The 24412-nt window shown below is 50.4% G+C and carries 21 protein-coding genes; 13 read left to right on the top strand and 8 right to left on the bottom strand.

Translation table 11 applies throughout. The annotated features are described in order from the left end of the window. Nucleotides 1-348 precede the first annotated feature (348 nt). The 7 genes from essC to ET33_RS26665 all read left to right on the top strand — a co-directional run bounded on the left by essC (nt 349) and on the right by ET33_RS26665 (nt 8567). Nucleotides 349-4968 (top strand): type VII secretion protein EssC, encoded by a 4620-nt coding sequence (gene essC / locus ET33_RS26695; RefSeq protein WP_036689418.1) that lies wholly within the window; start codon nt 349-351, stop codon nt 4966-4968. After that, entirely contained in the window at nt 4961-5212 is a 252-nt protein-coding gene (locus ET33_RS26690) for a ubiquitin family protein (RefSeq protein ID WP_036689415.1), read from the top strand. The genes essC and ET33_RS26690 overlap by 8 nt, the downstream gene beginning before the upstream one ends. Nucleotides 5213-5240: 28 nt before the next feature. After that, entirely contained in the window at nt 5241-5543 is a 303-nt protein-coding gene (locus tag ET33_RS26685; RefSeq protein WP_036689412.1) for a WXG100 family type VII secretion target, read from the top strand. Nucleotides 5544-5569: 26 nt separating this feature from the next. Further along, nucleotides 5570-5872, top strand: a complete 303-nt coding sequence (locus tag ET33_RS26680; protein WP_010496610.1) for a pore-forming ESAT-6 family protein — start codon at nt 5570-5572, stop codon at nt 5870-5872. Nucleotides 5873-5953: 81 nt separating this feature from the next. After that, nucleotides 5954-6145, top strand: coding sequence for a hypothetical protein (locus tag ET33_RS26675; RefSeq protein WP_036689408.1), 192 nt, complete (start codon nt 5954-5956; stop codon nt 6143-6145). Between the two features lie 53 nt (nt 6146-6198). Continuing rightward, the gene (locus ET33_RS26670) at nt 6199-6981 is read left to right on the top strand and encodes a hypothetical protein (protein WP_036689406.1); all 783 of its coding nucleotides are present in this window, start codon (nt 6199-6201) and stop codon (nt 6979-6981) included. A gap of 14 nt (nt 6982-6995) precedes the next feature. Next, on the top strand, nt 6996-8567 hold the full coding sequence (locus tag ET33_RS26665; protein ID WP_036689404.1) for an Mbeg1-like protein: 1572 nt from the start codon (nt 6996-6998) through the stop codon (nt 8565-8567). Nucleotides 8568-9009: 442 nt separating this feature from the next. Here ET33_RS26665 and ET33_RS26655 read toward each other — a convergent pair whose 3' ends face one another. Continuing rightward, nucleotides 9010-9876, bottom strand: a complete 867-nt coding sequence (locus ET33_RS26655) for a TIGR02452 family protein (protein ID WP_036689400.1) — start codon at nt 9874-9876, stop codon at nt 9010-9012. Nucleotides 9877-9900: 24 nt separating this feature from the next. Then, nucleotides 9901-10392, bottom strand: a complete 492-nt coding sequence (locus ET33_RS26650) for an NADAR family protein (RefSeq protein ID WP_036689580.1) — start codon at nt 10390-10392, stop codon at nt 9901-9903. Nucleotides 10393-10854: 462 nt separating this feature from the next. On the opposite strand from ET33_RS26650, the gene ET33_RS26645 reads away from it, so the two are divergent. From ET33_RS26645 to ET33_RS26625, 6 genes are all read left to right on the top strand, one after another. After that, nucleotides 10855-12120, top strand: coding sequence for a class I SAM-dependent methyltransferase (locus ET33_RS26645; RefSeq protein WP_036689397.1), 1266 nt, complete (start codon nt 10855-10857; stop codon nt 12118-12120). Nucleotides 12121-12123: 3 nt separating this feature from the next. Next, nucleotides 12124-14709, top strand: coding sequence for a metallophosphoesterase (locus ET33_RS26640; protein ID WP_036689394.1), 2586 nt, complete (start codon nt 12124-12126; stop codon nt 14707-14709). A gap of 168 nt (nt 14710-14877) precedes the next feature. Beyond that, the gene (locus ET33_RS39955; protein ID WP_051775652.1) at nt 14878-15339 is read left to right on the top strand and encodes an Rpn family recombination-promoting nuclease/putative transposase; all 462 of its coding nucleotides are present in this window, start codon (nt 14878-14880) and stop codon (nt 15337-15339) included. A 120-nt stretch (nt 15340-15459) separates the two neighbouring features. Further along, complete coding sequence (locus ET33_RS39950) at nt 15460-15681, top strand: RpnC/YadD family protein (RefSeq protein ID WP_051775650.1); 222 nt, start codon at nt 15460-15462, stop codon at nt 15679-15681. A 189-nt stretch (nt 15682-15870) separates the two neighbouring features. Continuing rightward, nucleotides 15871-16326, top strand: a complete 456-nt coding sequence (locus tag ET33_RS26630; RefSeq protein WP_036689392.1) for a DIP1984 family protein — start codon at nt 15871-15873, stop codon at nt 16324-16326. 737 nt (nt 16327-17063) lie between these two features. Next, nucleotides 17064-18179: a slipin family protein gene (locus ET33_RS26625; protein WP_036689388.1), complete on the top strand. Its 1116-nt coding sequence runs from the start codon at nt 17064-17066 to the stop codon at nt 18177-18179. Nucleotides 18180-18244: 65 nt separating this feature from the next. Here ET33_RS26625 and ET33_RS26620 read toward each other — a convergent pair whose 3' ends face one another. The 6 genes from ET33_RS26620 to ET33_RS26595 form a co-directional block, all read right to left on the bottom strand. Continuing rightward, on the bottom strand, nt 18245-19138 hold the full coding sequence (locus tag ET33_RS26620; protein ID WP_051775648.1) for a DMT family transporter: 894 nt from the start codon (nt 19136-19138) through the stop codon (nt 18245-18247). A gap of 126 nt (nt 19139-19264) precedes the next feature. Continuing rightward, nucleotides 19265-20368 carry a Gfo/Idh/MocA family protein gene (locus tag ET33_RS26615; protein WP_036689383.1) on the bottom strand — a complete coding sequence of 368 codons (1104 nt, stop codon included), beginning with the start codon at nt 20366-20368 and terminating at the stop codon, nt 19265-19267. A gap of 16 nt (nt 20369-20384) precedes the next feature. Next, nucleotides 20385-21215 (bottom strand): sugar phosphate isomerase/epimerase family protein, encoded by an 831-nt coding sequence (locus ET33_RS26610; RefSeq protein ID WP_036689380.1) that lies wholly within the window; start codon nt 21213-21215, stop codon nt 20385-20387. 33 nt (nt 21216-21248) lie between these two features. Next, nucleotides 21249-22541 (bottom strand): ABC transporter substrate-binding protein, encoded by a 1293-nt coding sequence (locus tag ET33_RS26605; protein WP_036689377.1) that lies wholly within the window; start codon nt 22539-22541, stop codon nt 21249-21251. A 118-nt stretch (nt 22542-22659) separates the two neighbouring features. Beyond that, complete coding sequence (locus ET33_RS26600) at nt 22660-23493, bottom strand: carbohydrate ABC transporter permease (RefSeq protein WP_036689374.1); 834 nt, start codon at nt 23491-23493, stop codon at nt 22660-22662. Beyond that, a complete protein-coding gene (locus ET33_RS26595; RefSeq protein ID WP_036689370.1) occupies nt 23493-24374 on the bottom strand; it encodes a carbohydrate ABC transporter permease in 882 nt (293 codons plus the stop codon). Before ET33_RS26595 ends, ET33_RS26600 begins: the two co-directional genes overlap by 1 nt. Between the last annotated feature and the right edge of the window lie 38 nt (nt 24375-24412).

Below are 24412 nucleotides of genomic sequence, written 5' to 3'. Positions count from 1 at the left end.
TAAAATCAATTCGACAATCCAATGGTAAATTCCTTCTTATTCCAACTGGTTTGGTGGAAGAAATTTCGGGAAATGTGGAGAGGAAAGCATACACCTCTCATACTATTTTTGTAAGTAATTGTAATTGAATTTCGAGTAAATTGGAAATGATTTGTTGAAATTTACCGAATAAAAATCTTTATTGCAGAATTTGGGGGGAAATGATATCATACAACCAATGATCGAAAGCGGAAGCACCGCCTTATTCATGTGTATTTGACCATGGATAGGGCGGTTTTTTTGTGCTCTGAAATAGAAAATATTGTAAATATTTGTTCGATCATCTGTTCGAAAGAAGGAGAGTGACCCATGCAGCTATCCTTGCTAAAGGAAAATGAAGTCTATACGTGCGTGCTGCCTGATAAGAAGTCCGGGCAGTATTGGGTCACTCAAACGAACCTTCTGGGGTATGAGGAACGGGTGATCGGGGTCGAAGGCGTGGACGGCCAATGGATTCTGAAGTCGAATCAGCATGCGGTCGTCCTGGATGCGGGCAGCCGTAAAATAAAGGAGCTTGCCGTCGAGTCCCTGACCCTCTATAGCATCCTTCTGAAGAAAACGGATGAAATTGCGATTCTTTTTGCCGAACCGGTATCTGCCGATCGTAAAGTTTTTCATAAGTACAGCTTGCCCAGTAAAGGGAAAATAAAGATCGGTCGTACGGATGGCTGCGAGATCAGGTATGCGAATAGGTACACGTCTTCCGTTCATGCGGAGCTGTTTGTGTCCGAAACGGCCGTAACCATCCGGGATACGAGCAGCTCGAACGGAACGTTTGTGAACGGGAAGCGGACGACGGAGCAGATCCTTAAACCGGGAGATATGATCTATATCATCGGCTTGAAGATCATTGTCGGCAGCGGATTTATGGCCATGAACAATCCGGACGGCCAAGTGAGCTGTAATCCCGATGTTCTTAGACCATGCGTTAAACCGTATCCTGCGATACCGAATACGGAGGATGAAATCGACGAAGAGGTGCCGGAAGGCGATTTGTTTTACCGTTCTCCAAGGTTTATTAAGGAAATCGACCGTGTCGAGATCAAGATCGACGCTCCGCCGCCCCAGGTGAATCTGGAACAAACTCCGCTTATGTTCATGCTCGGTCCGTCCATTACGATGGGTATGGCTTCGTTGTTCACAGGGCTTTACTCTCTGCATAATGCACTACAATCCAACGGCAAAATCATGAGTGCGATGCCGACCCTTGTCATGTCTTTCAGCGTCCTGCTGGGTACGATTCTATGGCCCGTTTTAACGAGACGGCACGAAGCTAAGAAGAGACTCAAGCAAGAGAGCATCCGGCAGGAAAAATACAAGCTTTATATTCAAGAGGTTCGAGAGAAGATAAGGGATGCCGGCGAACGCCAGCGTCAAGTCCTGCATGAAAATCTGGTTACGCTTGAGGAATGCGTTTCGCGAATCAAGCTGCGCAAGCGGACCCTATGGGAGCGAACCCGCAGACAAAACGATTTTTTGAAGGTTCGTCTTGGACTAGGCAATGTGCCGCTTCAGGTTGTGCTGAAATTTCCGGAGAGAAGATTTTCCCTCGAAGACGACGGGCTTCAAGAGGAGCTGTATCAGCTTATGGAGCAGCCGAAAATGTTGGAGCAGGTTCCTATACCACTTTCGCTAACGGAAGATTGGATTAGCGGGATGATCGGTACGAGAGCTGAAGTTATTGTTGCGGTCAAAGGGCTGGTTGTCCAGCTTGCGGCGCTCCATAGCTATGATGAGTTAAAGCTTGTTTTTATCTATGACAAGAAGGAAAGCAAAACGTGGGATTTTGCAAAATGGCTGCCTCACGTTTGGAGCGACGATAAGTCCATCCGATTTATCGCGACGGAGCCGGGCGAGGTAAAGGAGCTTTCCGTCTTTTTCGAAAAAGAAATTGCCGGAAGAGAGGGCATTGTTTCGGAGGAAGAGCTTAAGGAGGTCATACCGCATTACGTCGTCTTCGCGATCGATAAGGGTCTGGCCGGTAAGGCGGAGATGATGAATGGTATAAGGAAGCACAAAAACAATATTGGCATTAGCGTGATTCATCTTTACGACGAGCTGAAAAACTTGCCCAAAGAGTGCTCGCTGGTCGTACAGTTCGAAGGATATCATTCGAAAATATATGACAAGGACGATACCACCGGGAAGCATATTGCGTTTCAGCCTCATCCGAATACCATTCAGGACGAGCTCCAGCTTGCCGTGCATCTGGCCAATATTCAACTGGATAGTTCGGGAGCGGGCTATACGCTGCCTGCCATGCTGACGTTTCTCGATATGTTTGAGGTTGGCAAGGTCGAGCATCTGAATGCGCTGACGAGGTGGCGGGAAAATGATCCTACCTTATCCCTCCAAACTCCGATCGGGGTAGATACGACCGGAGAACGATTTTACCTGGACCTGCATGAGAAATACCACGGTCCGCATGGCTTGATCGCGGGGATGACCGGTTCCGGGAAAAGCGAATTTATTATGACGTTCATTCTTTCGCTCGCCATAAACTATCATCCGCATGAGGTCGCTTTTATTCTGATCGACTACAAAGGTGGCGGTATGGCCGGCGCATTTGCGAGTTTACCTCATCTGGCGGGAACGATTACGAACTTGGACGGTGCGGCGGTTAAGCGGTCGTTGGTTTCGATCCAGAGCGAGTTGAAGCGAAGACAAGCGATCTTTAGCGAAACGAGCAAGCTGTTGAACATAAGTAACATGGACATCTACAAATATCAGAGGCTGTTCCGGGATGGGAAAGTTATGGAGCCGCTGCAGCACTTGTTTATCATATCGGACGAGTTCGCGGAACTAAAGACGCAGCAGCCTGAGTTCATGGAGCAGTTGGTTAGCGCGGCGCGTATCGGCAGAAGCTTAGGCATTCACTTGATCTTGGCAACCCAGAAGCCATCCGGGGTGGTGGATGATCAGATTTGGAGCAACAGCAAGTTTCGCATTTGTCTTAAGGTGCAGGAGAAAGCCGATAGCATGGACGTGATCAAAAGGCCGGATGCGGCCGAGCTGTCCGTTACCGGGCGATTCTATGTCCAAGTTGGCTTCAATGAGCTGTTCGAGCTTGGTCAATCCGCTTGGGGAGGGGCGCCTTATTACCCGACGGATCGGCTTGAAAGAGCCAGGGACGAGAGCGTGACCGTCATTGACAACCTGGGACGCGTCGTGAAACAAGTCAAAATCGATAAACGCAAGACGCGGTTCCATAACCCGGCGAAGCAATTGGACGAGGTAAACCGCTATTTGGCGGCTATCGCCAAAGAAGAACGCATCGGCGTCCGTCCGCTCTGGCTGGACCCGCTTCCGGAATTCATTTATCTTGACGAGCTCAGAGAGAGTCGTCCGGTTTCACAGCAAGCCCGCGGTGTGCTGAATCCCGTGATCGGCCAAGTGGACGACCCTGCCAACCAGCGGCAGTTTACGATGACATTTCCGCTATCCAAGGAAGGAAATGCGGTCATTTACGGTGCGGCGGGAAGCGGGAAAACGACCTTTTTGGCCACGTTACTGTACTCGCTGATGGAAGAGCATACGCCGTCCGAGCTCCATGTATATATTTTGGATTTCGCTTCCGAGACCTTACGCGCATTTGCCAAAGCGCCGCATGTGGGCGATGTCCTGCTCTCGCATGAAGCGGAGAAAGTTAATAATTTGTTCAAGATGCTGTATCAAGAGACCGCAGACCGGAAAAAGAGGTTCGCTGATTATGGCGGCGATTACCAGTCGTATATGAAATCGGCACAAACTGCCGTTCCTTCCATTGTCGTTGTCGTTCATAACTACTCGGCGTTCGCGGAGCTTTTCGAGGATAAGGAAGAAGCGGTGACCTATCTAACGAGGGAAGGCTTGAAGTACGGGATTTACTTTATTTTGTCCGCATTGAATACAGGCGCGGTCCGGTACCGGGTTTTGCAAAATTTCAAGCAATTGTACGTGCTGCAGCTTAACGATGCCGCCGACTATTCCAGTGTGCTCGGTAACGTAGAAGGTGTCTACCCCTCCAAGTTTAAGGGGAGAGGCATTATGAAATCCGATCGGGTATATGAATTTCAAATCGCGCACATGCATCGCGATGTGGAAAACCGCTTCGAGCATATTCGCCAATATGGCGAAGAGTATGCCGCCAAATGGACGGAGCCGGTCGCGAGAAGAATTCCAATTTTGCCTGAGCTCATAGATGTGAATTTCTTGATAGATGAGATAAGGTACGGCAAGGCCGGGAAAATTCCGGTGGGCGTGGAGAAGAACAGTCTGCAGACAGCCTGCCTTCACTTTGACCAACATTACATACAGCTTGTACTGTCTCAAAATAACGACAATGCGGGCTTTATCCAAGGGCTGGCCGAGGTCCTATCCGCTAAAGGGGAAGCCGAAGTTGCCGTCATCGATCCGGAAAACAAGCTGATGGATGACGAGTTCAAAAACTATACCCATTATGGAAATTCAACGGATTGGGACCAAGTTGTTGCACAGTTATTTAGCACCCTCGTCCACCGCAACAACACATACAAGGATGCGATGGCCGCCGGCGAACCGGTTCTGGTTTTTGCTAAACAGACTTGGATCGTTCACTCCCTGACAAGCTTGAACTCACGAATTTCCGAGGATTCCAAGGATAAGCTCCGGGTTCTTCTGGAGAAAGGCGAGACGACGTATCAGGTGAATTTCATTATCTGCGAACGCGTTTCGTCGATTTCGTCCATTTCCTATGAAGCTTGGTTTAAGGCGAAGGTGATCTCCAATGAGGGGATTTGGCTGGGGAACGGCATAGCGGATCAGTATCAGATCAAGATCGGGAAGCTCACCAGCGAGCTGTATCAGGATATTGGCGACGATTTCGGTTATATCGTGACGAACGGGAAGCCGGTCCTCATGAAGCTGCTGACTTCGCCCTTGCATCTCAAGGAGGACGATTCCGATGGATAAAATACTGGTTGAGGTATTTGTACCGGCTTTAGCCCGGACCTATGACGCATACATCCCTCTCACGACCAAGCTTTATAAAGTCGAGACGTTATTAACCGGTGCGATTGCCGAGTTATCCAACGGTTATTTTGCTCCAACCCGCGAAACGGTTTTGTGTGAGAGAACAACCGGGTCCGTTTTGGATATTGGCATGTCAGCTCAAGAATCGGGGCTTCATCACGGTTCTCGGCTGATGTTAATATAAAACCTTTATTACCGAAAGGAGAATTTGTATGGCAAGAAAAATTGTCGTAGATCCCGCTAAGCTGGAAGCCGCAGCTAAAAACATGGATGGGCATGCTGCCGAGTATCAGCGTTTATACGATCAACTGTTTAACGAAGTAAAGGCCATGGGCAATGCGTGGAAGGGGCAGGATAACGTCGCTTATACGACGCAAATCGAAGGATTCCGCGACGATTTTGAAAATATGAAAAAGCTGATGGAGCAATATTCCGAATTCTTAAAGCATAGCGCCCAAACGTATCGGACGACGCAAACCGAAATTGCGAGCTCCGCTAAAAAATTAGCGAACTAATTATCCCTTGAAGGAGGCCAACTACAATGTCTATCGAAGGAATCAGCATATCTACCGCAGAGGTAACCCAAACCGCGGCAACGATCCGAACGCTTAACGGCAGCTTGACCGCCAAGCTTGAAGAGATCAAAAAAGAAATGAACGGCTTGACGAGCTCTTGGGATAGTGATGCCTCCCGAACCATCCAGGATAAATTCAACGCGAATTCCCAAAAGTTTAGCGATTATCGGGCGGTTGTGGACTCTTATGCGGCTTTTTTGGACAATACGGTTTCGAACTACGATGCAACCGAAACGACCATTAACAGCAACGCCAGCCAATTCAAGTAGGATCTGATCCGTATGGAGGGTGACAGGGAGTTTCTGTCGCTCTCTGTCGTCTACAATCCATGGATATGAAGAGGGATGTAAATGAACGCAGCAGCAGATCGGGAAGCAACCGCCATTATTGAAGAGCTCAACAGAATCAGACGGGAATTGGAAAGCGTTGCGCTGGAATTAAAAGGTTTGAAGGGAATTAGCGTCGACTATTGCTCCAGAAGATTGACACAAATTTCAAGTGAATACAGCGAGGTCATTCAAATGCTGTATCGTTTGAGATAACGGGAAACACTCCGTATTCAATTTTGTTTTCATGGAGGGTATGGTGCGGGGAAATGAATCTTAATGGAAGGCTGGTGCTTCGAATCGTGATGCTGCTATCGCTTGCAACGCTTATGGGCTGCGGTCAGAAGTACAAGGACGCAGAAGACAAAATGACGCGGTATTTAAATGAAAAGTATGGCGAAGAGTTCGTGGTTGAAAACGTCGGAGGCGGATATGGATCAGGGATATTTACAACCGATACGATCAAAGCGGAGGCGTATCCCCCGAATTCCCCGAGGCATCGGTTCAGAGCTGAGATCACGAAAGATTTTAGCAAAGTATGGGACAACTATATGAACATGATTATGGCCGACAAGTTCGATGAAAAGATGATGAAGGTATCTCAAGAAGTATTTGGACAGAAGGACATCTGGGTCAAGACAAATCTGGATTCGGGCGGCCTATCTTTTCCGGCACGTGATTTGAATGACAAAAATATGAGTATCGAAGATTACTTTAAGGCCGAAGCGATTAATGGACTAGCCGTTGATCTGTTTATTAAAAGCGAACCCGATATCGACAAGGAACGCCAAGCGGAAAAAGTAGACAAATTGGCAGATAGAATATTGGCTTTAGAAGAATTTAAGCATGGGTTTATTTCGGTGTTTTATTTAAAACCGTCCGCTTTTGAGCATGTTAGCACGGAGTTTTATACGGTGGGCGAAGCACTTCATTATTACACTCGGAAAGAAATAAGTTATACGCATACGTTTACCAAAATTTTCGATGCAAAAAAGGTGTATTCCGTCCAAGAGATTTTGAGTCATTTTGACTGGGAGTATAAGGAATCATAAGGAAGGGGGATACAATGGCCACGACCATTACCGAAGCGGATAAGGCGATACTTTCAGAACTGGTGTACTTGAATATAAAAAATCATACGGATCTAAACAAAAGTTTGCTTTCCGGGGCACTTACCGTAGGTGAACTCGTAAACGCCTACAAAGATCAGTTAGAGTCATTTGGGGAAGTTGAAACCCATTTTAAAACAAAAGAACAGTTTGAAGCATTTAAACACGGAATTGAAAGTTTATCTCGGGATTCTTCGAAATATGATCATTGGAAAATAAACCATGTTGATGACGATAATGCGGCAACAGGGTTTGTGGCGTACACGTTCGAGCCGGAGCCTGGTCAAGCGGTGTTGGCCTTCCGAGGAAGCGAAGATATCGCCCAAAAAGAGTTTCGGAACGATTGGAAAAACAATGCATCGACTTCGTATGAAGAGGAAAGCGTCCAGCAACATAAAGCCAGATTGTACATGGAATCACAAGCGAAGCTGTATAACAACATCACGGTCACGGGTCATTCTCTCGGGGGGAACCTTGCACTGTACGCAACCTTAACGGCGCCTGGCGAAATCCAACAAAAAATAGTCAACTGTGCTACGTTTAACGCCCCTGGCTTTAACAAGGAATTTACCATTACCTATCAACATTCAATCCAACATATGAGGGGTAAAATACAGGAATTTCAGAACCGATACGATTCCGTGTCTTCCCTTTTCTATAATCCGACCAAGCCGATCATGATTGAAACTTCAGCCAAAAAAGGAACGCTGCCTGATTTATTAAATATGGACCATCATGCCCTAAAGCATCTTGTGAACGACAATGGTACTTTAACAAGGGATAATATCCAAAGCAAAGATTTTGAATATCGAATGCTGTCCAATCTTACGCAAGGGATTCAAAAGCTGCCTAACCCGATGCTGTACGAAACGGTGGAGCTCATTTTTGCCGTTTGGAATGGTGATATCGATTCGGTTCAATTACTGAAAACGGCAGGTGTTTTAGCGGTCACCAATGTTCCCCAAACCGTGATTACCGTAGGAGTGATGCTCAAAGCTGTAGAAATTACGTTTGTAGCTACTGCGTTTGTAACAGCTGCTCAGATTGCTGCGGAAGTTGTGGATGAGAAGATCGTTCAGTTCAAAACGTGGGCGACGCGCAAGTTCGACGATCTGTTTGAACAGGCCGGACTTGGAGCTGTCCTGAAAGATAGGTTTCACGACTTTAAGCAGCGGGTGTACGCTGAAGTGCATGATATCGTCAGCAGGGTTTCGAAGTTCGTCAAGGATTCTTGGCATACGTGGAAGCAATCCGGCGTACAGCATGAGGATATTCGCGTGAACATGATGGAACTCAGAAATTTGGCTTCCCGCTTACAAGCGGTTCAGAACCAGATCGTCCATGTGGACCGCAGACTCGATACGCTGGCAAGTCTTGTAGACTGGCAGCAGCGCATATCGGTAACTTGGATCGGCTACAAGGTGGGCTATAACCAGGAATTGAGAAGATGCATCGATTATTTGCACCGTGCGGCAGACGAGCTTGAACAATGCGAGCGCACGATCACGCAAAAAGCGTATGCGTTTTAAATCGTATGCGGCAAAGCGCCGACACTTCCCGAGCCGACGCTTTCGTTTATTTCCTTCTGTAAATTTTAAACCACTTTAGTATCACTTCTTTTCGGGACATTTGTTTGTCCCGGGGCCACGGAGAAGTTTCCCATTCATGGATGGCCTGCTGCCGTGTTTTGAAAAATCTATAGTCGCAAATGTTCCAAGAGCAAAATAGTTTTCGGTACCATTTTCCATTTGGCATGTCACCGGCATAACGGCGTACCGCTTTACTGGCTTGCTGCTTAGCCCAACGTGTACCGGGTGTGTCATGATCGTTCCATACGGGGGATTTTTTTACACTTCGGCTCAATAACCTCTAACCTCCTTCTGGGAAGTTAGAGGCCGTCCAATGTTTTCATCCATTCACCCCATTTTATGGTATCTTACCTATATAAACGATCATCATTGAAAAAAGTTGCTATGGCTCCAATGCCATTTTGAATTCATTCAACGTCCGCTTGTCTGCCGAGTTATCCAGGATGGCGAAGACGATTTGGTCAAACCACGCGGCACGACCTTCGTCGATGAGCGCTTGCTTGAAAAGGCGAGCGACATTCTTCGGGTCATTGCGGAAGACGCCGCACCCATAGGCGCCGAGAATAATGGCACGCTGTCCGTGGGCAACTGCAACCGCTAAAATGAAGCGAATCCGCTCCAGCATGACTGTATCGATCTTAGACGTACTTTCCGGTTCGCGCTCCCGTACGACCCCGGCATTTACCGCAGGAGCGGTGATCATAGAAACCAAGTAAGGCTGCGGCAGGAGGCTGCCGCGATCTTCCCGGAATACCGGCACTTTCGGAGAGTAGATCATATAGTCGGAATAAAAGCAAGTTTTGAGGCCCCGGTTATGGTCGTACATTTCGGTCATCTGGGAAATGCACGGATACAAGGCGGAAGAGCGAGCCAGACTCTCTTCCTGCGCCTGACTTCCCCCGAGGAAGCCTCCTCCGGGATTTTTGGCGGAGGCGAAATTCAGGCAAACGGTCTCCGCGACCCCTTCTTGCGCTACGAGTCGTTGTGCCGCAGCCAAGGTCGATTCGTTCGTCACCTCAATGCGAGGCGTGTTCCCTGCTATGCGATCGTTGAGGGCGCCTGCTTCCTTCAACATATTAGGCAGCTGATCGGGCGCATAGAGGACGGACTTCGCAACGGCCGTCTCCACTTCGTCCCGGATTGTGATTCGTGTCCCGGAGGGGATGGTGTAGAAGCCCTGTTCCAAAATGTCCAAGGTTTCTTTAGCGATCTTGGATCTAATTTCTCTGTTACGGGTAGATGGGTTCATCTTTATTCACTCCATTCGTTCTGTTCAGGTTACTTCTTGATTTTCCTTCAGCAGGTTCTCGCGCAGCTGTGTCAAAATGTGCCCCAGCGCATTTTTGCCCTGCCAGGTTCTTCTGTTTTGAATCCTCGGGTCGTCTTCGGATAGCCCTACTCCCCAGATCCGGTCCGTAGGGCTCGCTTCGACCAAGGTTGTTCCTTTCGTCCTAAGCAGTTGCTCCAGCAGGTGCGGATTCTGCGTAAATTTTGCATAGTTGCCGTCATAAACGAATTTCTTTCCGTAATTGTCCCATTGATCCTTGTCAAAGTTTCGGACCAAACGGCCCAGTTTCTTTTGCTCCCGGGGCGTCGTGGCTTGCAATATCTTCTCCGCCGTCTCTTGATCTCCGAACAGCTTCGCTTTTTGATACATCATGTACTGCTCCGCGCAGTTGAATTCCACTCCATCCACGATAAATCGTGAAGGATGCCATTGAGAAAAAGGGGACTCAGTACGGTAAAAAAACGTAAATTTCTCTATCATCATCAGCTCTCGCTTTCACTTTAAAATTTGACTGTTGCCGGCACTTCGATATTCGCGAATTGATAATATCATAATGACATTATATAACGATGGCAGCACCCTATGTCAATATCAAGTCGAAAAAATGTTAAAACCTAGAGATTTTCTTGACAAAATATGGACCACCGCGTATGATTTCACTAACTATTGTCAAAGGAGGTTGGATGAGGGTGCTTAAGGATCAAAAGTTTTATTTCAGTTCCAATCAAAACCTGTGTAATACATTTCATCAACAGCATATGCAGCAGTGTACCCTCATCGGCCTTACCGGTCTGTCTTATTAAGTGAAGCTTTATGCCGACTTCAAGCAAGTTGACATCAGGCTCGTTTATCCAATCCGGCCATGGACCTCTGAGTCCGTGGTCTTTTTTGTGTTTAACAACGGACCGGACACAATTTCATTCCAAGGGGAAGATGCAGATGGCGATCATTCAAGTGAGATCCACGAACCCGAAGCTTTCGTTTATTATCAAAAAAAATCCGGAGTCCGGCATGATTCTCCGTTCGATCCGCAAGGGGATGGCTTACGGTTGGTACACGGACGACTTTACCTACAATGTGTATTTTAAGGATGCGGACAATGAGATTTCCTATAAGCAGCATGAGCATGAGGATTTTGAATATTTGAACGTATCCCGCTATAACACGCCGTTATTTCCGCTGAATGCGCTGAACGAATTTTTTTCCGCGCCACTGAAAGCACAGGACGAGCGGGACGTCGAAGGCTACGAGCATTCGTTCCATATCAACATGATTCATATCGAGCTGGTGCGGTACATCGAGTTTTTTGAGAAACATCTGACCGATTTTACGTTCGAGCTTAAGCATCACGCTCACAAAAGCTACTCGCTCACGGTTACGACGCGCAAAAGCCTTCATCATCTGCTGCATGTTGTCAGCGTGCTGTGCCTGTTCCTTTCCATGTTCGGCAACGAAAACATCGATATTTCCGACAGCATTCTGGACAAATACATTAAAAGCATTCAAGCCATTGACGCGACGTTCTACATCCGCAGCTTGTTTGTACGGAATTTCTTGTCTTCCAGAGATCGGTTCAAAAAATACAAAGGCGAGCTTGAGAAAACAAGCCGGTACGCCATTCGATTCGATTACGGAGGTACCGCTCTCCAACGGAGAAACTATATCGCCAGCGCGCTTCCTTTTAACAAATCGATTCTGGATGTTGGCTGCGGGGAAGGCTTCTATGCTCTTCCTTTCGCCGCGAAAATCGAGGGAAGCTACTACGCTGTCGATATCGACGAGCAGCTGCTGGAGTCGGTCAGCCGCAAGGCTCAAGCACGGGAGCTCGATAATCTGATCACGTTTCGTTCGATCGATCATTTCTTGGAGGAATACAACGGCGAGCAGGTCGATGTCATCCTGACGGAAGTGATCGAGCACATGAGTCAAGACGAGGCTAAGAAGCTTATTCATTGGATCTGCAAACAGGTAGATTTCGAGCATTTTATTATTACGACGCCGAATTCGGACTTCAATCCGTTCTACGAATTGAGCGGGTTACGACATGACGACCACAAGTGGGAGATGGGTCAGCAGGAGTTCCAAGAGTGGTTTCTGGAGATCATCCGGGAAACGGGCCTGTACCATGAATTCGTCTCCGTCGGTGACGGGGTCAACAGCATCCAGACGACGCAAGGCGTCATTCTCAAGAAAAAGGGGGCCTAGCCAGTGGAGATCCAAACGAGGGTTCATACCATTTTTATGATGATCGGATCGACGGAATGCGGGAAAACGACGTTCGCCAACGAAGTGCTGATTCCCGGACTTCGGTTCGAGGACGAGTCGAAACATTTTAAAGCCAACATCCAATATCTGTCTTCCGACAGTATCCGCCAAGAGGTTCTTGGCTTTGCCTACGATAAATACGATCAATTGATGCTGGAGGCGAGTGGGCAGGCGTTTCATCTGTTGTTCGAAAAGCTGAAGATGGTAACCTCGTATCCGGTCAATGCGGAATTCGTGATCGTGGATACGACAGGATTGTCGGAGGACTTCCGGGCGAAGGTTCGCGAGATTGCTCATGAGAATAACTATAATCTGGAGGTCATCCTGTTCGATTACCGCAAGCGGGAGGATTACTACGCCTCCGAGCGGTCCAAGAAACTGATCACCAGCCACATTAACCGGCTGCGCAAAGACGTTCTCGGTTCGCTGGCCAAGGAAAAGTACGCCAAAATTCATAAGGTGCGCGCCAAAGATTTTTATTCGGTAACGGAGCAGCGGGCCAATCCCGATTACAGAGTCGTCATTGAAGATCAAGAGGAATACTTGTCGACCATTCTTCCGCAGGATCAAAAGGTCATTATTGTCGGCGACGTTCATGAGTGCGTCGATGCGCTGCAAGGTCTGCTGCTGAGCTACGACTACCAGATCGAAGCGGGGAAGCTGATCGTAACGGATAAGGTGCGGAATACGAAGGTGCTGCTAGCCGGCGACTGGATCGATAAAGGGAAGCGTACCAAAGAGATCGTGGACTTTTTGTACGATAATCAGGAGCATTTCTTATTCGTCCTCGGGAATCATGAAAATTTCGTCTATAAATATTTGCGGGGCGAAATTCAGGGGGCCGATTCGGAGCTTCTTCGGACGTATTTCGACTCGACGGAAGTGCTGCGCAGCGATGCGGAGCTATTGGAGAAGTTTAATCATCTCGTTTCCATCTCGAAGCCGTTTTACCGGTCGGTCGGCACCAAGGGAGCGTCCTTCTACGTGACCCATGCGCCGTGCCGGAACAAATATATCGGGAAGCTGGATGCGATTTCGACGCGTCATCAGCGCAGTTTCCGTATCAACCGGGAGGCGCCTCTGGAGGAGCAGTTGGATTTTCTTAACGAGGAGGCAGCGAAAAATCATCCGTACCACGTGTTTGGGCACATTGCGGCGAAGCAGGCGTTCCGGATCAAAAGCAAGCTTCACCTCGATACGGGATGTGTGCACGGGAACGCGCTGACTTCGGTCAGCATTTCGTTCAAGCCTTTCTTTAAAGTTCACAAGTCCGGGCAAGTTGCCATGACGGACGAGCTTCCGACCTTGTTCCGGGAAGAGAGAAAGGTTTCCGTGCAGGAGTTGGGCGACGAGGAAATTCGCAGACTACGTTATGTGTCGCGGAATAAGATCAACTTTATCTCGGGAACGATGTCCCCGGCCGATAAGGACGTGGCTGCACGCGAGCTGGAGTCGTTGCAGCGTGGCTTGGATTATTTTACCGAGCGGGGAGTCCGTCAGGTGGTGCTGCAGCCGAAATACATGGGCTCCCGATGCAACATTTATTTGCATAAGGACCGGGAGCAGTGCTTTGCCGTCAGCCGGAACGGGTACAAGATCAATCAGGTGGATCTGACCGGCATTTACGACCGGCTGCTGCAAAAATTCGGCGGATACATGGAGCAGAATGGCGTCTCTATGCTGCTTTTGGACGGGGAGCTGCTGCCGTGGAAGGCGCTCGGGGACGGGCTCATCGAGCGGCAGTTTAAGCCGATCGAGAAGGCATTGGAGAGCGAGTTGGATTTTCTGAAGCGCAACGGTTTTGAACAAGCTTTCGGCAAGCTGACGGAGGAGTACCGCGCCAGCGGGTTTGAAAAGGACCAATTTAACCTCTCCAAAGCCGTCTTGAGCGACAAATATGGGGCAAGTGTGTATCAAAACTATAAATATGTCCATGACATTTTGGAAACCTACGTGCCGCTGGAGGAGCATGTGACCGCCTATGAAACGTACAAGAAGCAGTTGGAGTTGTATGCGGAGGACGGGGAGCTGGAGTACAAGCCTTTTGCGTTGTTGAAATTGGTGTACGATAGCGGCGAGGAACTGCTGCCGGATTGGAACACTTCCGAGATGTACCGTTTTCTATCGGATGACGAGTTTGTTGTGCTTGAGCTGTCCGAGCTGGAAAGCCGCGGGAAGGCGGAGCAGTACTTCGCGACGTTAACCGTCGGGAACCATATGGAAGGCGTCGTGATCAAGCCGGAGGTCGTGGATGGCCGCTCGGTGCCGTATATGAAGGTCCGCAATCCGGAGTATTTATCGATCATCTACGGATACGATTACCGGTTCCCGCATAAGTATGGCAAGCTCATGAAGCAGAAGAACATTCAATCGAAGCTTCGCACTTCGATGAACGAATATAAACTCGGCAGCAAGATGCTCTCCGTGAGGTTCGATGAAATCGCGCCGGACCATGAGACGTATAACGAAATCGTCGCCAATTTGCTGTTTGAAGTGGCCAGGGAGAAAGAAATCGATCCTAGGCTGTGAGGGACGGAGCCGGTTCTGGTAAGCTTGTGTGATCGGAAGACCTTGACGGGGCGTGATTGGTATTCGTTGCAAACGGTAGGCGGCTTGGGCGTCTACCGTTTGCCCCTTTTGTGGTATAATGGAAGTAAAAAACTGAGGCGAAAAGCAAGCCGTTGGAGCTGAGAACGAATGACCGAACTGCTGGAACCGTCCGTTGATTTCGTGTTCAAACAAATCTTCGGCAGCGAAGAAAATAAAGACGAAGTGCTGTTGAATTTTTTGAACGAAGCGCTGCGGGAAACCGAGCCGAAGCCGTTTGTTAGCCTGACCTTGCTTAATCCGCAGTTGGATAAAAATGCGCTGACCGACAAGCAGGCCATTCTGGATGTCCGCGCCCAAAACGAGGATGGCAAACAGGTGAATCTGGAAATCCAGGTCAGCAATAAATACGACATGCCAAAGCGCAGCTTATATTACGCGGCGAAGATGTACGAGGAGCAGCTGGGGGAAGGCCAGTTCTACAAAAGCTTGAAGAAGGTCATCTCGATCAATATCTTGACCTTCAATCAAATCCCGAATGACCGGTTCCACAACATCGCTTTTTTCAGCCCCGGTGTATCCATAGCCAGTTCCCTCCCATCGTTGGCTTGATCCGTGACATTATAAAAAGAAGACCAGAGCTACGGCTCCGATCTTATCATCAAGTGAAATGAATAGATAACGACGCTGGAATTTTTAAGCCAGAACAAGGAAACGCGGGCGCTGTATGAGATGCGGAAGAAGGCGCTGCTCGACGAGCAATCCGCGCTAGACTATGCGGAATCACGGGGCAGGGCGGAAGGAAGACTTGAGGGAAAGTTGGAAGGGAAGCTGGAAGGAACGCTGGAGATTGCGGCAAATATGCTGCAAAAAGGCCTGCCTGTCTCTCTGATTGCTGAAGTAACGGGCTTATCGGAAATGGAGATCGAAGCGTTGAATAAAAAACTGCATTAGAATCCCAATTCGTTTCCTTTAATAAAAAGATCGGAGCCATAGCTCCGGTCTTTTTATATTTCATGAAAAACTTTCCACTTGTCGTAATACTTTCGCCATGTTCGTTTCGGCGCAAATCAGCGAAGATAAGATACACAAGGCGAAGCCGTCCATTCAGAGATTAAAATTCAATACCCGAAGGTGATAACGATGAGATTAGCCGAAGCTTTAATGAATAGAGCCGATTGCCAGAAGCGCATCGAACAATTGAAAGTCCGCTTGAACCGTAGTGCGAAGGTGCAGGAAGGAGAACATCCGCCGGAGGACCCGACGAATTTGTTCCAAGAAATGAACGACACGCTGCAAGAGCTGGAGTCGTTAATGACCGCGATCAATCGGACGAACGCCCAAACGGTGCTGCACGACGGAGTTACCCTTGCCGACGCTTTGGCGAAGCGGGATATTCTAGGGATTCGCCGAACGATGATCCAAGAGGTCATTAATGCCGCGGCGATTAAGCAGGACCGTTACAGCAGATCGGAAGTGAAATTCATTCCGACGGTTCAGATTGCCGAACTGCAGAAGCAGGTCGACCAGTATTCCAAAGCTTACCGGGAGCTGGATACCGGCATTCAGGAAATGAACTGGAAAACCGAGCTGCTGTAAGCAACGATCATCTGTGTTAGTTGGTAGCCTTTTGTCTGAAGGCGAGCACCACCCGCCAACTGGGCAAGTTGGACTCCCTGGTGGATGTGAGGGGCCATGTCCGCAGGTTCGATTCCTGCATTTATGATTTAAGCCCAGTACATCTTACAAGCGTACTAGTTCTTGTAATTGTAACGACCGGGTGCTGATTCAGACAAAGCGGCGAGGGCGGGGATGGGGAACTAACGATGATACGCGTCTGAGACGCTATATCATACATTGAGGTTGATGTACGGAAGGCGTACCGAGGCAGGGATTTCCTACAATCCCGCAGTGCCCGCGCATCCTATGCGCCGGTATCCTGTACGGCCGATCCGGCATGAATCTGCCATTATTTTGGGTTCGAATCCCAAATCGTGTGGGACGATTAAGCTCCGTGGGGAGCACTCGACTTTTAATCGAGCGAAAATGATATGCTGTGACCTTCAAAGGAATCCTCAGTGGCTTCCACAGCATACTGCGGCCGGGCTTTGCAATCCGCGGATACCGGACGGAGAAATCGACGCGACCGCTAAGGAGAGAGCGAACGGGAGAACGGCTGCAATGGAGCCGAACCGAAGTTCGTCAGCTCCAAGGCCGGAAGCTCCGGCTCCTCCGTTCTTAAGCGGGATTCCGCCAGGGGCGCAGGAGGGTTCCTTTCGCAGGTCACCAACCAATGAAAGGCAGCTTAGCGATGAGCTGTTGAAGGAGGATTTACCATGTTTAAAAAAGTAACCATTCAAACCGACGAGCGTGGCTTGCTGTTCCGTAAAGGAAGCTACGATAAATATTTGCAGCCCGGCACGTACCGCCTCTCGTCTTTTTCAGATGAGACGGTTGTCGTTCTCAATATAACGAGGCCTTTTGCGGTGGAGGGGAAGGACTTACAGTTGTTCCTCCACGATGACCAGCTCTTGCGGGAGCTGGATGTGATCGAAGTGCAGGACCACGAATATGTGCTGCATTACGAGGATGGCAAATTCGCCGGGCTGCTGACGGCCGGAAGATATGTGTTCTGGAACATTTTGAAGAAACACGCTTATGTCCGGGTGGACATCTGTCAGCCCGAATTGCCTGCGGAGGTCGATCTGGCGGTCCGGCCCAGACTGATGTCGTATTGCCAGACGTTCGAGGTGGCCAGCTACGAATCGGGCGTGCTGTTCTATAACCATGTGATGCAAAAAGAACTCAAGCCCGGCAAATATTATTTTTGGAAAGGGCCTACCGCTGTCACGGTGAAGACCGTTGACCTGCGCCAGCAGCAAATGGACATGACAGGACAAGAGATGATGACCGAGGACAAAGTGACCTTGCGGCTCAATTTTGTCTGCCAGTACAAAATCGTGAACCCTCTGCGCGCTCTCGAGATCAAATCGTTTGAAGATCAGATGTATATCCAACTGCAGCTCATTTTGCGGGAATATATCGGCACCCTGAAGCTGGACGATCTGCTGAAAATGAAGCAGGAAATCGCGGCGTTCGTGCTATCCCGGTTGAACGAGAAGAGCGAGGATTATGGCGTCGCCTTCGTATCGGCCGGCGTGAAGGATATTATCCTGCCCGGCGATATCAAGGATATCTTGAACACAGTGCTCCTAGCTGAAAAAAAGGCTCAGGCCAACCTGATCACCCGCCGTGAGGAAACGGCATCGACGCGCAGCCTGCTCAATACCGCCAAGCTGATGGATGAGAACCAGACGCTGTACCGGTTGAAGGAGCTGGAATTCCTGGAAAAAATCTGCGAGAAGATCGGCACGATCTCACTCACCGGCGGCGGCAACCTGCTGGAGCAGCTGAATTCGCTGCTGGGAGACAAGAGCGCAGGGAAAGCATAATCGATAGGTTTATCAGCGGGTCGCCTTGGCGACCCGCTTTTTAGGTTGGATTGATTTTGCAGCCGCTAGAGTTGTTCGTGCGCTCCACTTGCACGTTTCCATTGTGAAACGGCAATGCCCGCCAGGATGAAGCCGACACCCATCCATTGCAATACCGAGATCGGTTCGGCAAAGGCGAGCCAGGCCAGCAAAACCGACACCGGAAGCTGCACCGAGCCGAGCAGTGTTGCAAGTCCGGTGCTGATCCTCGGCGCGCCGAACATAAAGCACAGCGTTGGCACGAGCATACCCAACAGCCCGATGGCAAGAGCCAGCAGCCAAAATCCGTTCCACGTTACCTCGGTCACTATAGATACAGGTGGAAATAGGAGCAGCACGAGCAATAACGCGCCTGTTGCCATAAGGGGTCCCCGCAGCCACGGGCTTACTTCCGTGGCGACTTTTCCGCTGGCATACAGCGTACCGGCATGGGAGAAGGCCGAACCGATGCCGAGTACGACCCCTAGCAGCGATAATTGCGCCAATTGGCCGTCAAGCACGCCAGCGGCGCATATCGCGCCAATCATCGAGACCGAGACAGAGAGCAGCGACCTGCGATCCGGTATGACCCGTTGAAACAGCCATTCGTACAAAACCCCGATCCAAACGAATTGAAACAGCAAGACGACGGCGACCGAAACCGGAACAATTTGCATGCAGGCCGTATATAACGAGCCGGTTACGCCCATGAGCGTGCCAAGGGCCACTAGTTTCAACATCGCTGTCAGCGACGGCTTTCGGATATACCGGCGTTTCCATATGGCGACGCCCCACAGCAAAATCGTACCGACGACGAATTGCGCACCGCTGATCGTTCCCGAAGCGAGTCCGTGGGAGTACCCGATCTTGACAAAGGCCGCAAGCACTCCGTAGCATAACGCACCGGTCAAAACCAGCCCTGCCGCCCGTCTCTGCGACATGAAGATCATCCTCTCTATAGATAGCAAGCAAAGCAAAAAGGCAGACCTTCCGCCGGAGCAACCGGGGGAAAGCCTGCCCTACCGCACTCTTACCCGTGCAAACCGTATCCAACCGGCCGACGAAGCTTAGCCGTTCAGCGCATTTTTCGGCAGATCGGTCGGTAATGCAGCCGGTTGTTTGCAGCTGCTTGCGACATGGTAATGCTCGCCCCGTTCGGAGGATAGATGGAAGCCGTGCATCAATTCAAGCACATGATAAGCCAAATCTCCGTTGGCGCGGTGCTCTCTTCCGTTGATTAACGCATAGGCCATATCCATGACGCCCAATCCCCGGCTGTTTTCCGTGAACCCGTGCGTCAACGGGATTTCCATAAATTCGGTCTGATTATGCCGTTTGATATAGACCGGGCCGCCGAACGTATTGGGGTCTGGGACAATCAGCGTGCCGGTCGAGCCGTAAATCTCGATGTGCGGCAGCTTCGTCCCCCAGATGTCTACGCTCGTAATGATCGTGCCTACCGCGCCATTCTCGAAATCGATCGTTCCCGCGATATGCGTCGGAACCTCGACCGGAATTTTTTTGCCGTAGTCGATGTCGTTCGTGATTGTTCTTTCCGGATAGGTCATTTGCGCCGAACCAGATACGCGGCGGACCGGACCGATGAGATGAATGAGCGCCGTTAAATAATACGGTCCCATGTCGAACATCGGCCCCGCACCGACTTGGTATAGAAATCCCGGATTCGGATGCCAGCTTTCGGGTCCGGAGCCCATCATAAAGGCCGTGGCCGCGATCGGCTTCCCGATCCAGCCGTCATCGATCAGCTTGCGGCAGGTTTGAATGCCCCCGCCCAGGAATGTATCGGGCGCCGAACCGACCAGCAGGTTGTTCCGTTTAGCCGCAGCCAGTATGGTTTGACCGTCTTCCAAGCGGATTGCGAGCGGCTTTTCCCCGTACGTATGTTTTCCCGCTTCGAGCGCTCGAAGATGAACCTCCGCATGCGCGGCTGGAATCGTCAGGTTGATAACGATTTCGATCTCCGGGTCGGCCAGCAGCTCGTCGACCGTGCAGGCTTTCGGAACGCCGAATTCTTCCGCTCTTGCTCTCGCCCTGTCCAGGTCAAGGTCAGAGCATGCGACGATATCCAGGATGTCGAACTTTTTCCCTGCTTCAAAATAAATCGGGCTAATGTTGCCGCAGCCGATAATGCCCACTTTGACTTTTCTCACTTTGATTCCTCCCGTTTTACGCCTTGAACAGCTCGGAGATGTTCCGGTAGCTGATGGCGACGCTCTCCAATTGGTTACGAGTCGTCAAATCCTGCTCGACGAAGACGTATTTCGCAGCGCCGATCTGTTTCACGGCGTTCAGGATGCCTTCGATGTTCAGCGTGCCTTCGCCGACTTCCGCGAATTGATCGGCTTGGTGCAGCGTAAGGAACCGTTCGAAGGTGATGTCCGAATCTTCGCCGAGGACTTCCAGCAAATTAACCGGGCTGGCATTGGTCGGCAAATCTTTCTGATGAACCAAGTCGCAGCGGTTTCCAAGCTTTTGCAGGTAGGCAATCGGATCGACGCCGCCCCGGACGGCCCAGTACGTATCGAATTCGATCTTGACGAGATCCTGGTCCGTATTTTCAACAATAATGTCGAGCACATACTGTCCGTCGAATTGTTGGAATTCCTGAAAATGGTTATGATAATAAAAATCCAAACCGCCTTTTTTATACGCTTCGCCGTGCCGGTTCAGCAATTGGCAGCATTCGAGCACTTCCTGTTTGTTTTTGAAGAAGGCGATGCCCAAGGCGATGGCGGTACTGCCAAGCTCCTGATTATAGGCAATAATCTCTTCGTACCGGTCGAGCGGGCTGATGTGGCTGGAAACGACCTTCATGCCTAGGGCGTCCAACCGTTTGCGCAGCTCCGTGGCGTTCGGCTTCAGACCGTCTTCCGCGTTGTGATTGGCGATTTCCAGGTTGCGATAGCCGATTTCCGCCAGCTTCTCCAGCGTGCCCCAATAATCCTTTTGCAGTTCGTCTCTGACGGAATAAAGTTGAAGTCCGAATTGTAAGCTCATGATTTACACCCTCCTGAATGATGGTTAAAAAAATTATTTCTTTTTCATTTTGTCCCAGGCGGCCTGGAACTCGCTTAGCATTTGATCGCCGTTGATTTTGCCGGCAATATATCTCTGCATCGAAGCCCCGAACTCTTGCGCGGCTCCGTCCGGATATTTCGCCCAGTGCCAGCCGAGAATTTTGCCTTGCTCGATATATTGCAGCACTTCGGCGCCGATGCTTCCAAGATCGGCCGGGTTCGCCTTGATGTTGGAGAACGCCGGGATGAATTTGAACTCTTTGGTCAAATATTTCTGTCCGGTTTCGGAGGAGACGAGCCAGTTCAAAAACTCCTTCGCTTCTTTCTTGACCGGCGACTTGTTGTAGATGACCCAGTTGTTGGCCGGACCGACGAACAATTTATCGTTCATCGCCGGGTCGTCGTTGATCGGCATCGGGATGATGCCAACGTTCATGCCCGGATTGAGCTTGTCGAGGACGGGCTGGAGCCAGTTGCCGCCCTGATTGATCGCCGCTTTACCGGTTGCGAATTGCGTGGAAGCGCTGTTATAATCGGTCGTCAGACTGTTTTTGTTGCCGTATTTGATCATGACATCGAGCAGATGCGTCCAATCTTTGAAGATGGCGTTCCCGGTAATTTTGGTCGAGCCGTCGTTCAAGCCTTTGATAAACGCATTCGGGTCCGGCTGCTTGGCAAACGCGTTATTCGCGCTGTGGAAGCCGAGCGGAAACCAGTTGTCGAATTGGTTGACGAACGGTTGATTGCCTGCCGCCTGAAGCTTTTTGGCCGCTTCTTCCAGTTGAGTCAACGTCTTCGGAGTCTCGGTAATGCCCGCTTTGGCGAACATGTCCTTGTTGACCAGCAATCCGAGTCCTTCCAGCCCGACGGGCATGCCGTACACTTTGCCGTCCCGGGTCGTCGGCTCTTTGGCAAGCGGGATCTCGTCTTTCACCCAAGGCTGGTCGGAGAGGTCTTCCAAGTATTCGACCCACGCGTCCATCTGCTGGTAGCCCTCGTTGTTGAAAATATCCGGCATCTCGCCGGAAGCGAACCGTGCTTTCAACTGCGTCGCATAATCGTCGCCGCCCAGCAGCGTATCGATTTGCAGCTTGACGCCGGGGTGCGTTTTTTCGTATTCGTCTTTCAGCTTGTTGAATTGCTCGGCAATTTCCACCTTGAAATTCAAAATTTTCACTGTTACGACGCCTGCCGGCTTCTCTTGCCCTTTCGCCGCCTCGTTCCCCGCCTCATCTTTGCCGCCGCAGCCGCTCAATACGGAGCCCATCAAAGCCGCGGCACCTACAACCGATAGCCACTTTTTCATCCTGTCTGCCTCCCCCTTCATCGATGTTGTAGCGCTACATGAGCCCATTCTAGGGCAGATTCCACAGCTTCGACACTCATCGCATTGACTGTTTAGGTGGACAAATTTGCGTTCTTTGCTAGCCCTTGACCGCGCCCGCGGTAATCCCTTGAATAATATGCCGCTGCAAAATGAGGAAGAAGACGAGAATGGGGACGATGCCCATTACGAGCGCCGCCAGCGCCAAATCCCACTGCTTCATGAATTGGCCGAACAGCGAGTTGGTCGCCAATTGAATCGTCTGGAGCTCCGGCTTTTGCAAAATAAGCAGCGGCAGCAGAAAATCGTTCCACATCCATAAGCTCTGCAGGACGACGACGGTGATGGTCATCGGCTTCAGCAGCGGAAAGACGATCCGCCAAAAGATGCCGTAAGGCGTGCAACCGTCCATCACGGCCGCTTCTTCGATTTCGAGCGGGATCGATTTCATAAATCCGTGGTAGAGGAAAATCGCGAACGAAACGCCGAGTCCTGTGTAGCATAAAACAATCCCAGGCAAACTATTCAAAAAATGCAGCCAGTTGCCGACCTTCACAAGCGGAATCATTACCGCTTGAAACGGCACGACCATCGCGGCGATGAACAGGGAGAATAAAATCCGGTTCGCCTTGGTCGGACGGCGCAGCAAACGGTAAGCGGCCATGGAAGAGACGACGATCATGCACAGGTCGCTGAACACCGTGATCAGCAGCGAATTGCGCAAGGCGCGGGGAAATTTCAGCACCTCCCAGGCCCGCTCGTAGTTGTGCCAGTTGAGGCTTTTCGGCAGCCCGGAGGTGTCCGTCAGCAGCTCGGCGAAGCTTTTGAACGAATTGGCGAGCACAAAATAAAACGGCGAGAGAAAGAGCAGCGCGGCGAGCAGGATGATCAATTCGGTCGTGAACCATTTCGGGCCGTACGATTCGGCTTTCATTACATTTCGACCTCCTTTTTCTTCGTAATCGTGACCTGAATCAACGTAATAACGGTGACGACGACAAAGAAAACAAAGGCTTTAGCCGTCCCCAGTCCGTAGCGGTTGTTTTTGAACGCTTCGAAATAAATGTTCATGGCGATCGATTCGGTGGATTTGTACGGTCCGCCCTGGGTCAACGAGAAATTGAGGTCGAACGATTTGAACGCCCACGAGATGCTGAGGAACAAACAGACGGTGACGGCCGGCATGATGAGCGGCAGTACGATATGGCGCAAGGCTTGCAGGCTTGTCGCCCCGTCGATCGCGGCGGCTTCCAGCATGTCCTTCGGCACGTTCGTCAGCCCCGCGATATAGATGACCATCAGATATCCGGCCCCTTGCCAAACGCTGACAATCACAAGCGCCCAGAACGCCGTCGCTTCCGTACCCAGCCAAGATAAATTGAAAAATCCAAGACCGGTTATCCGTCCGATTGAGGCGAAGCTTTGCGTGAAGATGAACTGCCAAATAAAGCCTAACAGCAAGCCGCCGAGCACGTTCGGCATGAAGAAAATCGTCCGCAGCAGATTGCGGGTTTTCAGCGGCTTCGACAGCAAATACGCGATGAGGAAGCCGAGCACATTGCTGATCAGAACGACGGCCATGGTGAAACGGGCGGTAAACCAAAACGAACGGCCGAAATCCGGATCAGCGGTTAGGATCGTTCGGTAGTTTTGCAAGCCGACCCAGCCAATCCGGCTGGACACGCCGTTCCAATCGGAGAACGAATAATAAAGGCCGAGCAGGAATGGCAGCACCATGACTACGGCATACACGAGCAGCGCGGGCCCGACGAAGACCGTCTGCTGCACCGCTTGCGAGGTCAGCCATCTTTTCATAACAGGTTCCTCCCTAGTCTAGGATGTGTGAAAGTAAC

It is taken from the genome of Paenibacillus tyrphae, assembly GCF_000722545.1.
Lineage (GTDB): Bacteria > Bacillota > Bacilli > Paenibacillales > NBRC-103111 > Paenibacillus_G > Paenibacillus_G tyrfis.
The sequence above is the reverse complement of the archived record's forward strand: the minus strand, read 5'-3'. Positions and strand labels throughout refer to the sequence as shown.

Coding starts and splice junctions, on each gene's coding strand:
- essC (WP_036689418.1), top strand. CDS start 349: ATGCAGCTATCCTTGCTAAAGGAAAATGAAGTCTATACGTGCGTGCTG.
- ET33_RS26690 (WP_036689415.1), top strand. CDS start 4,961: ATGGATAAAATACTGGTTGAGGTATTTGTACCGGCTTTAGCCCGGACC.
- ET33_RS26685 (WP_036689412.1), top strand. CDS start 5,241: ATGGCAAGAAAAATTGTCGTAGATCCCGCTAAGCTGGAAGCCGCAGCT.
- ET33_RS26680 (WP_010496610.1), top strand. CDS start 5,570: ATGTCTATCGAAGGAATCAGCATATCTACCGCAGAGGTAACCCAAACC.
- ET33_RS26675 (WP_036689408.1), top strand. CDS start 5,954: ATGAACGCAGCAGCAGATCGGGAAGCAACCGCCATTATTGAAGAGCTC.
- ET33_RS26670 (WP_036689406.1), top strand. CDS start 6,199: ATGAATCTTAATGGAAGGCTGGTGCTTCGAATCGTGATGCTGCTATCG.
- ET33_RS26665 (WP_036689404.1), top strand. CDS start 6,996: ATGGCCACGACCATTACCGAAGCGGATAAGGCGATACTTTCAGAACTG.
- ET33_RS26655 (WP_036689400.1), bottom strand. CDS start 9,876: ATGAACCCATCTACCCGTAACAGAGAAATTAGATCCAAGATCGCTAAA.
- ET33_RS26645 (WP_036689397.1), top strand. CDS start 10,855: ATGGCGATCATTCAAGTGAGATCCACGAACCCGAAGCTTTCGTTTATT.
- ET33_RS39955 (WP_051775652.1), top strand. CDS start 14,878: ATGACCGAACTGCTGGAACCGTCCGTTGATTTCGTGTTCAAACAAATC.
- ET33_RS39950 (WP_051775650.1), top strand. CDS start 15,460: ATGCGGAAGAAGGCGCTGCTCGACGAGCAATCCGCGCTAGACTATGCG.
- ET33_RS26630 (WP_036689392.1), top strand. CDS start 15,871: ATGAGATTAGCCGAAGCTTTAATGAATAGAGCCGATTGCCAGAAGCGC.
- ET33_RS26625 (WP_036689388.1), top strand. CDS start 17,064: ATGTTTAAAAAAGTAACCATTCAAACCGACGAGCGTGGCTTGCTGTTC.
- ET33_RS26620 (WP_051775648.1), bottom strand. CDS start 19,138: ATGTCGCAGAGACGGGCGGCAGGGCTGGTTTTGACCGGTGCGTTATGC.
- ET33_RS26610 (WP_036689380.1), bottom strand. CDS start 21,215: ATGAGCTTACAATTCGGACTTCAACTTTATTCCGTCAGAGACGAACTG.
- ET33_RS26605 (WP_036689377.1), bottom strand. CDS start 22,541: ATGAAAAAGTGGCTATCGGTTGTAGGTGCCGCGGCTTTGATGGGCTCC.
- ET33_RS26600 (WP_036689374.1), bottom strand. CDS start 23,493: ATGAAAGCCGAATCGTACGGCCCGAAATGGTTCACGACCGAATTGATC.
- ET33_RS26595 (WP_036689370.1), bottom strand. CDS start 24,374: ATGAAAAGATGGCTGACCTCGCAAGCGGTGCAGCAGACGGTCTTCGTC.